The sequence below is a fragment of the Acidovorax cavernicola genome (genome assembly GCF_003581445.1).
This window is the reverse complement of the sequence record NZ_QXMN01000059.1, coordinates 22,381-30,105: the sequence shown is the minus strand read 5'-3', so window position 1 is coordinate 30,105 and position 7,725 is coordinate 22,381. Positions and strand designations below refer to the sequence as shown.

The following is a 7,725-nucleotide window of genomic DNA, read 5'->3' as shown; positions in this document are numbered from 1 at the left end:
CCCTTCGCCGCGCTGGTGGGGATCGCGGTGGTCGCCGGCCTGCTGTACCTGCTGGTCGAGCTGGCCGCCCGGCGCGTGTGGTGGCGCGGGCTCTGAGCCCCGTCCCATCCCTCTTTCGCTTTTCCCCCTTCGCCTTTTCGCCTTTTCATCGATTTCAAACTCAGGAGACATCCCCATGGCCAAGCTGCGTCACATTGCCCTCGCCGTTCCCGATCCCCACAAGGCGGCCAAGTTCTACAGCGAGGTGTTCGACCTCACCATCGTCGAGCCCACGCACTCGCCCATCGCCGACGGCGTGTACCTCACCGACGGCACCATCTGCCTGGCGCTGCTGAACTACAAGACCGACGAGGCCGCGGGCCTGGAGCGCGGCAAGGACTGGATCGGCACGCACCACTTCGGCTTCTGGTGCGACGACCTCGAAGCCCAGCGCAAGACCATCGAGGACAACGGCGGCACCTTCTTCATGGACCTGCCGCACGACAAGAAGAGCCTGTACTACGAGATGAAATTCCGCGACCTCGACGGCGTGGTCTTCGACATCTCCGAAGGCGGCTGGGTGGGAGCCCGCAAGTGAAGCCTGGGACCGTGGCCACCGGCGAGTCGCCCGTGCACGGCCTGGACGCCGCGGTCAGCGTCAGCCGCGTCGCCAAGACCTTCGACACGCGCGCCAGCGTGCGCGCGCTGGAGCAGGTGGACTTCACCGTGTCGCGCGGCGAGTTCGTCTCGATCCTCGGGCCGAGCGGCTGCGGCAAGAGCACGCTGCTGCGCATGGTGGCCGGGCTGATCCAGCCCGACGCCGGCGGCGACGTGCGCGTGCTCGGCCATTCGCAGACGCAGATGTCCGACGACGTGGGCGTGGTCTTCCAGACCCACAACATGCTGCCCTGGGAGACGGTGGAGGCCAACATCCGCCTGGCGGCCGAGGTGCGCAAGATGCCGAAGAAGGAGATCGACGAACGCGTGGAAGCGCTGCTGCCGATCCTGAAGCTGGAGAAGTTCCGCCACCACCATCCGCACGAACTCTCGGGCGGCATGCGCCAGCGCGCGGCACTCGGGCAGATGCTCGTGATGCGGCCCCAGGTGCTGCTGCTGGACGAGCCCTTCGGCGCGCTGGACGCGCTCACGCGCGACCAGCTCAACGTCGAGCTGCTGCGCCTGTGGCAGGAGATGCGCCAGACGGTGATCCTCATCACGCACAGCATCTCGGAGGCAGTCTTTCTCTCGGACCGCGTGCTCGTGATGTCCGAGCGGCCCGGCCGCATCGTCGAGGACATCCGCATCGACCTGCCGCGCCCGCGCGATCCGCGCGCCACCAAGGAGGCCGCCGCCTTCGGCCACTACGTGGTCCAGCTCGGCCAGCTGATGGGCGTCGACTGACGCCGCCCGTCGCCTTCCATTCACTTTCCCGGAGTTCCCTTGAACCTCTCGAAATTCCACGGCGTCGTGCCCGCGATGGCCACGCCCTTCACCGCCGACCACCGGCTCGACGAAGCCCGCGTGGGCGAGCTGATCGACAGCTACATCCGCGCCGGCGTGCACGGCATCTCGGTCGCCGGCAGCCAGGGCGAGTTCTTCGCCCTCGAACGCGACGAGCACATCCGCCTGCTGGAGCTGTCGATGCGCGCCATCGACGGCCGCGTGCCGCTGTATGCCGGCACCGGCGGCGCCACCACGCGCGACGCCATCGCGCTCACGCAGGCCGCCGAAGCCATGGGCGCCGACCTCGCGCTGGTGATCACGCCGTACTTCGTGCAGCCCACGCAGGACGAGCTGGTCGCGCACTACACCGCCGTGGCGCGCGCGACGAAGCTGCCGGTGATGCTCTACAACAACCCGCCGCGCACCGCCGTCAACGTGCTGCCCGCCACGCTCGCGCGCTGCATGCAGGCGGCCGACAACATCGTGGGCATGAAGGACTCGGGCGGCGACCTCACGCAGTCCATCGAGTACCTGCTGACCGCGCCGCGTCCCGCGCTGCTGTTCTCGGGCCGCGACACCATCGCGCTGTCGATGATGTTCCACGGCGCGCAGGGCACGATCTCGCCCGCCGCCAACGTGTTCCCCGAACTGATGGTGCGCATGTACGACGCGCTGCGCGCGGGCCGCCACGACGAGGCGCTGCGCCTGTCGAACGTGTTCGCGCCGCTGCGCGCGGCCTGGGCCTGGGGCTCGTTCCCGGTCGTCATCAAGGAAGCGATGACGCTCGCGGGCCGCAGCGCCGGGCCGACGCGCCCACCGGTCGCCGCGCTGCCGGAGAAGGTGCGCGCCGACCTGCGGGCCGTGGTCGAGCGCATCGGCGCCAGCGCGTAGCCCGCGATGTCGCCGAACCCCACGGACGGCGACGGCGAGCGCCGCTACAACGCGCGCCTGGCCGTCCCGCACTACCAGGACATCTTCGACGGCTGGGCGCGTGCGTCCGCGGCGGTGCGCGAGGGCGCCCGCGCGCGGCTCGACATCGCCTACGGGCCGCACGCGGCCGAGCGCCTCGACCTGTTCCTGCCCGAAGGCCGCCCGCGCGGCACGCTGATGTACATCCACGGCGGCTACTGGCGCTCGCTCGACAAGTCGGACGCCTCGCTGGTCGCGCCGCCCTTCACCGCGGCCGGCTACGCGGTCGCGGTCGTCAACTACGCGCTGTGCCCGGCGGTGGACGTGGAGACCATCGTCGCGCAGGTGCGCCGTGCGGCCGCATGGCTCGGGGCGCACCGCGCGCAATGGGACGCCCCGCCCGCGCGCCTGTTCGCCTGCGGGCATTCGGCCGGCGGGCACCTGGCGGCGATGCTGCTGGCGACCGAGCCGGTGGTGGCGGCGGCGACATGCATCAGCGCGCTGTACGACCTGCGCCCGCTGCTCGACGTGCCTTCGGTGATGGACGCCACGCGCTTCACGCCGCGCAGCGCGGCGGCGCTGAGCCCGGCCCTGTGGCGCCCGCTGACCGGTACGCGACTGCTCACCGCCCTGGGCAGCCACGAGAATCCCGGCTTCCGCGAACAATGCGACACCATCCGCCTGCACTGGCGCGACGTTCATGCGGGCCACACCGAGTGCCCGGGTCACGATCACTTTTCGATCCTCGACGAACTGACGCGCGCCGACGGCGCGATCGCGACGGCGACGTTGCGGCTGATGCAGTCCTTCGACCTTCCACGTTCCCCATGATTCCAGACAGCGCCCTCGACACCCTTTTCCGCCAGGCCCGCTCGCACAACGGCTGGCTGCCGCGCCCGGTCAGCGAAGCGCAGCTGCGCCAGATCCACGACCTCGTGAAATGGGGCCCGACCTCGGCCAACTGCTCGCCGATGCGCGTGGTCTTCGTGCGCACCGACGAAGGTCGCGAGCGCCTGCGGCCCCTGCTCTCGCCCGGCAACGTCGAGAAGACGATGACGGCGCCGGTCACCGCGATCCTCGGCTTCGACACGGCCTTCTACCGCGAGCTGCCGCGGCTCTTTCCGCACCGGCCGTCGATGCAGGACGACTTCACCGGCCCCGAGAAGGAAGCGCATGCGCTGCGCACGGCCTTCCGCAACGCGAGCCTGCAGGCGGCCTACTTCATGCTCGCGGCGCGGGCCATCGGGCTGGACTGCGGACCGATGTCGGGCTTCGACGCGGACGGCATGGACCAGACCTTCTGGCATGGCACCTCGGTGCGCACCAACTTCCTGTGCAACCTCGGCCACGGCGACCCGGCCAAGCTGTTCGACCGTCACCCGAGGCTCGCGTTCGAAGAAGCCTGCCGCTTCGCCTGAGGGTCGCACGATGCTTGTCGATGCGACGTTGATCGCCGCAGCCTTCGTGGCGGGCACCCTGAACGCGGTGGCCGGCGGCGGCAGCTTCCTGACGCTGCCGGCGCTGGTGTTCGCGGGCGTGCCGGCCGTGAGCGCCAACGCCACGGGCACACTGGCGCTGCTGCCCGGCTACCTGTCGGCGGCCTGGGGGTTTCGCGGCGACACCCAACCGCCGCCGGGGCTGTCCACGCGGGCGCTCGTGGTGCTCTCGCTGATCGGCGGCAGCACCGGCGCCCTGCTGCTCCTGCTGACGCCCGACGCCACCTTCCGCCGCGTCGTGCCCTGGCTGCTGCTGCTCGCCACCGTGCTCTTCGTGCTGGCACCGCGCCTCACGGCCTCGCGGCAGGCGGGCGCGCGCAGTCCGATGGTCGCGATGGTCTCGGTGCTCGCCGTCACCATCTATGGCGGCTACTTCAACGGCGGGCTGGGCATCCTGCTGCTCGCGCTGTTCGGCCTGCTCGGGCAGACCAGCCTGCTGGCGGCCAACGGGCTCAAGAACCAGGTGTCGGCGCTGCTCACGCTGATCGCGGTCGCGCTCTATGCCTGGGGCGGCCTCATCGCCTGGCGCGAGGCCGCGATCATGGCCGGTGCCGCGCTGCTCGGCGGCTACCTCGGCGCACGCGGCGCGCGGCGTCTGCCGCCGGCCTGGCTGCGCGCGGGCATCGTCGCCACGGGGCTGACGATGAGCCTGCTGTTCTTTCTGCGCTCGTCGTGAAGGCCCGTCGGGTTGCGAGGGTCCAACCCGCTCACACCCCGACGCGCTTGAAGGTGTTCGAGCGCAGCAGCCCGATGAAGGCCTGGCTCGCGCGGCTGGCGCGATAGCGCGTCCCGAAAGCCAGGCAGGCACGGAACACGAGCGCCGGTTCGAAAGGCACGCTGACCAGGCCCTGGTTGTGGAACTTGTGCGCCACGATGGGATTCGTGATCGCGATGCCCGCGCCGGCCAGCGCCAGTTCGCATTGCGTGAGGCTGTAGGGCGTGTTGATCGCGGGCTGCCACGGCACGCCGGCCTCGACGAAGCTGCGCATCATCTCGGCGTGTGCGGGGGCCGGCGGAGACAGCGCAATGACGGCTTCGCCCGCAAGATCGGCGGGCACCAGAACCGCCCGCCGCGCCAGGCGATGGCTGACCGGCATGGCGCACACGGCGGGCACCTCGTAGAAGCTCGAGGCCGTCAGCCCTGCCAGATCGACCTCGTCGCTGAGCACGGCGAAGTCCGCCTTCCCCGCCAGCAGCGCGTCGCGAATGGTGCGTGAACTCTCCACCATCAGGGTGAGGCGGATCGTCGGAAAGCTCTGCCTGAACTGTCCCACCGCTTCCGGCAGCACCGCGGTGGCCAGCGCGTGGAGGCAGGCCACCGTCAGCTCGCCCTTCGCCGGCGATCGCAAGGCGTCCAGGCGCGCGCCGACGCGCTCCATGGCGCCGAACACCTCGTCGATGTCACCCACCAAGGCCTGCGCGGCCGCCGTCGCGGCGACGCGGCCATGACGCCTGGTGAGCAGCTCGACACCGCACTCGCGCTGCAGTTGCGACAGCGTCTGCGTCACCGACGGCTGGCTGACGTGCAGGGCCTCCGCCGCCCGGCTCAGCGAGCCGAGTTGCACCACGGCCCGTAGCACTTCGAGCTGGCGCAACGTCGGTGTCCAGTCGGGCGCGGGGGCTACGGCGGATGGGGTCTGACGAGTCATAAGGCCAACTTATATACCCTAAGGCCCGCTGGCTGGCCGCGCTGGTGTGCGCTGCCTAGACTGCCCGCATGCCTTTTCCCGCCCCCCAAGACTTGCAACCCGCGCATCGCAGCGGGCTGCGCTGGAACCCCGCACTCGAGGGGCTTCGTTGCCTCTCGTGCGGAACGCTTTATCCCGTTTCGCTGCGCCACGATGGCTGCCCGAAGTGCGCCGCGGCCGGTCGCCACGTGAGCCTGGCCGCGTCGTACGCGGGCCCTCCGGGTCCCGGTGTCTCGCTGCCCTTTCTCGGCTTCGCGCAGCAGACACAGGCCGGGACCTCGCGCTCGCTGCCGGCGTTCGCCGAAGCCCTCGGCGTCGCACAGGTCACGGTGCACGACGAAAGCCGCAATCCCTCGGGCTCGCACAAGGACCGCATGTCGGCCTTCGGCGTGGCGCACGCGCTGCTGGCCGGCGCTGACACGCTGGTGCTGGCCTCCAGCGGCAACGCGGCCCTCTCCGCGGCGGTCTACGCGCGCGCAGCCGGCCTGCGCTGCGAAGTCGCGACCTACGCCGACATGCCGCACTCCTATGTCGAAGCGCTGGAAGCGCAGGGGGCTGTGCGCTTCGTCTTCACGGACAACCAGGGACGCTGGGACCACGTGGCCCGCCGCGCCGAAGACAAGGGCGTGCTGCCGTTGACCAACTACCACCTGCCCGCCTTGGGCGGCGCACCGCTCGCCCTCGAGGGCTACAAGACGATCGCAGTCGAGATGGCGGCCTGGGACGCGTTGCCGGACCACATCGTGGTGCCGACGGCACGCGGCGACCTGCTCTGGGGGATCTACCGCGGCCTGTCGGAGCTTCACGCCGCGGGACGCATCCGGGCCATGCCGCAGCTGTGGGCCGTGGAGCCGTTTCCCCGTCTCTCCTTGGTCTTGAACGGAGCTTCGCTGCACGCCTCCCACCCCGGCCAGACCGCCCAGTTCTCGACCGCCGGCGCCACCACCACCTGGCTGCAGCACCAGGCCGCCACGGCCACAGGCGGTGGCGCGGTCGCGATCGACGACGCGACGGCCCGGCGGGCCAGGGTCAGCTGGCAAGCCGTGGACAGCCAGCCCGAGCTTTGCGCGGCCGCGACCCTGGCGGCCGCACGCGAACTGGTCGCCACGCAGCGCATCGCCCCGTCCTCGCACGTCTGCCTCGTGCTGACCGCCAATGCCTCGCGCGACCCCGCATGGCCGGACCCGGCCGCCACCCCTGCCTTGTTCCAACCGTCCCACGGAGTCCCCGCATGACGCTGCATCCCACACGACGCCAAGCCGTCCTTGCGCTCGTTGCCGCCGGCCTCGCGGGCCAGGCAAGCGCCCAAGCCGTTCCGATCAGGATCGTGGTGCCCTGGGCGCCGGGCGGCAGCACCGACGCCATCGCACGCGTGCTGGCGCAGCGGCTGTCGGAAACCATGGGTCGCACCGTGCTCGTCGACAACAAGCCGGGTGCGGCCGGGCAGATCGGCACCGATTCCGTCGCCAAGGCGCCCCCCGACGGCAACAGCCTGCTGATCGTGGAGCTGCCGCACGCCATCGCACCCGCGGTGACGGCGAAGCTTCCCTATGACCTCCTGCGCGACTTCGCACCCGTCACGCTGCTGGGCGCGACGCCGCTCGTTCTCTTCACCAGTGCCGATGCCGCGGCGCCCACCGACTTCGCAAGCTTCGTGGCACGCGCCAGGAGCGAGCCGCCGCTCGCGCTGGCCCACAGCGGCGCCGGCACCGTGAGCCACCTGTCTTCCGAACTGCTCGCCGCGCGAAGCGGATCGAAATTCACCCTCGTGCCCTACAAGGGCTCCGCGCCGGCGCTGGTGGATGTCGCCGGCGGCATCGTCGCCGGGCACTTCGCGTCCCTGGCAGCCGGTGCGGCGCTGTACCAGTCCGGCAAGCTGCGCGCCCTTGCCGTCACGTCCGCGAGCCGCGTGCCCATGCTGGCGAACGTGCCCACGCTGAAGGAACTCGGCGTGCGCGACATGGAGATCGACCAGTGGTGGGCCCTGGTGGCGCCGGCGCAGGCCAACGCGGACATGCTGGAGAAGCTGCGCGGCCAGGTGTCGGCGGTCATGGCCCAGCCCGGGGCGAAGGACAAGCTCTCGTCGCTGGGCATCGTGCTGCGCTTTTCATCGTCGCGATCCGAGTTGGCCGCGTTCATGCAGGGCGAAGTTCGACGCTGGGGTGCCGTCGCGCACAGCCTCGGCCTGAAGGCGGAATAGGCCCATCGGC

General features: G+C 70.8%; 9 protein-coding genes. 8 read left to right on the top strand and 1 reads right to left on the bottom strand.

All coding sequences use genetic code 11. The features are described from left to right. Positions 1–175: 175 nt before the first annotated feature. The 6 genes from D3H34_RS28680 to D3H34_RS28655 are packed head-to-tail and all read left to right on the top strand — an operon-like array spanning position 176 to position 4,503. A complete protein-coding gene (locus D3H34_RS28680) occupies positions 176–577 on the top strand; it encodes a VOC family protein (RefSeq protein WP_119557951.1) in 402 nt (133 codons plus the stop codon). Beyond that, positions 574–1,380, top strand: coding sequence for an ABC transporter ATP-binding protein (locus D3H34_RS28675; RefSeq protein WP_286186384.1), 807 nt, complete (start codon positions 574–576; stop codon positions 1,378–1,380). The genes D3H34_RS28680 and D3H34_RS28675 overlap by 4 nt, the downstream gene beginning before the upstream one ends. A gap of 39 nt (positions 1,381–1,419) precedes the next feature. After that, on the top strand, positions 1,420–2,313 hold the full coding sequence (gene dapA, locus D3H34_RS28670; RefSeq protein ID WP_119557950.1) for a 4-hydroxy-tetrahydrodipicolinate synthase: 894 nt from the start codon (positions 1,420–1,422) through the stop codon (positions 2,311–2,313). 6 nt (positions 2,314–2,319) lie between these two features. After that, positions 2,320–3,162: an alpha/beta hydrolase gene (locus D3H34_RS28665; protein ID WP_119557949.1), complete on the top strand. Its 843-nt coding sequence runs from the start codon at positions 2,320–2,322 to the stop codon at positions 3,160–3,162. Beyond that, the gene (locus tag D3H34_RS28660; RefSeq protein WP_119557948.1) at positions 3,159–3,749 is read left to right on the top strand and encodes a malonic semialdehyde reductase; all 591 of its coding nucleotides are present in this window, start codon (positions 3,159–3,161) and stop codon (positions 3,747–3,749) included. The genes D3H34_RS28665 and D3H34_RS28660 overlap by 4 nt, the downstream gene beginning before the upstream one ends. A gap of 10 nt (positions 3,750–3,759) precedes the next feature. Next, entirely contained in the window at positions 3,760–4,503 is a 744-nt protein-coding gene (locus D3H34_RS28655; protein WP_119557947.1) for a sulfite exporter TauE/SafE family protein, read from the top strand. A 31-nt stretch (positions 4,504–4,534) separates the two neighbouring features. On the opposite strand, the gene D3H34_RS28650 is transcribed toward D3H34_RS28655, so the two are convergent. Next, the gene (locus D3H34_RS28650) at positions 4,535–5,476 is read right to left on the bottom strand and encodes a LysR family transcriptional regulator (protein WP_119557946.1); all 942 of its coding nucleotides are present in this window, start codon (positions 5,474–5,476) and stop codon (positions 4,535–4,537) included. Between the two features lie 68 nt (positions 5,477–5,544). On the opposite strand from D3H34_RS28650, the gene D3H34_RS28645 reads away from it, so the two are divergent. Together D3H34_RS28645 and D3H34_RS28640 are read left to right on the top strand one after the other, a co-directional pair. Continuing rightward, positions 5,545–6,750, top strand: a complete 1,206-nt coding sequence (locus tag D3H34_RS28645) for a pyridoxal-phosphate dependent enzyme (protein WP_119557945.1) — start codon at positions 5,545–5,547, stop codon at positions 6,748–6,750. After that, positions 6,747–7,715: a Bug family tripartite tricarboxylate transporter substrate binding protein gene (locus D3H34_RS28640; RefSeq protein WP_119557944.1), complete on the top strand. Its 969-nt coding sequence runs from the start codon at positions 6,747–6,749 to the stop codon at positions 7,713–7,715. Before D3H34_RS28645 ends, D3H34_RS28640 begins: the two co-directional genes overlap by 4 nt. Positions 7,716–7,725 lie beyond the last annotated feature (10 nt).

Coding starts and splice junctions, on each gene's coding strand:
- D3H34_RS28645 (WP_119557945.1), top strand. CDS start 5,545: ATGCCTTTTCCCGCCCCCCAAGACTTGCAACCCGCGCATCGCAGCGGG.
- D3H34_RS28680 (WP_119557951.1), top strand. CDS start 176: ATGGCCAAGCTGCGTCACATTGCCCTCGCCGTTCCCGATCCCCACAAG.
- D3H34_RS28640 (WP_119557944.1), top strand. CDS start 6,747: ATGACGCTGCATCCCACACGACGCCAAGCCGTCCTTGCGCTCGTTGCC.
- D3H34_RS28650 (WP_119557946.1), bottom strand. CDS start 5,476: ATGACTCGTCAGACCCCATCCGCCGTAGCCCCCGCGCCCGACTGGACA.
- D3H34_RS28655 (WP_119557947.1), top strand. CDS start 3,760: ATGCTTGTCGATGCGACGTTGATCGCCGCAGCCTTCGTGGCGGGCACC.
- D3H34_RS28665 (WP_119557949.1), top strand. CDS start 2,320: ATGTCGCCGAACCCCACGGACGGCGACGGCGAGCGCCGCTACAACGCG.
- D3H34_RS28660 (WP_119557948.1), top strand. CDS start 3,159: ATGATTCCAGACAGCGCCCTCGACACCCTTTTCCGCCAGGCCCGCTCG.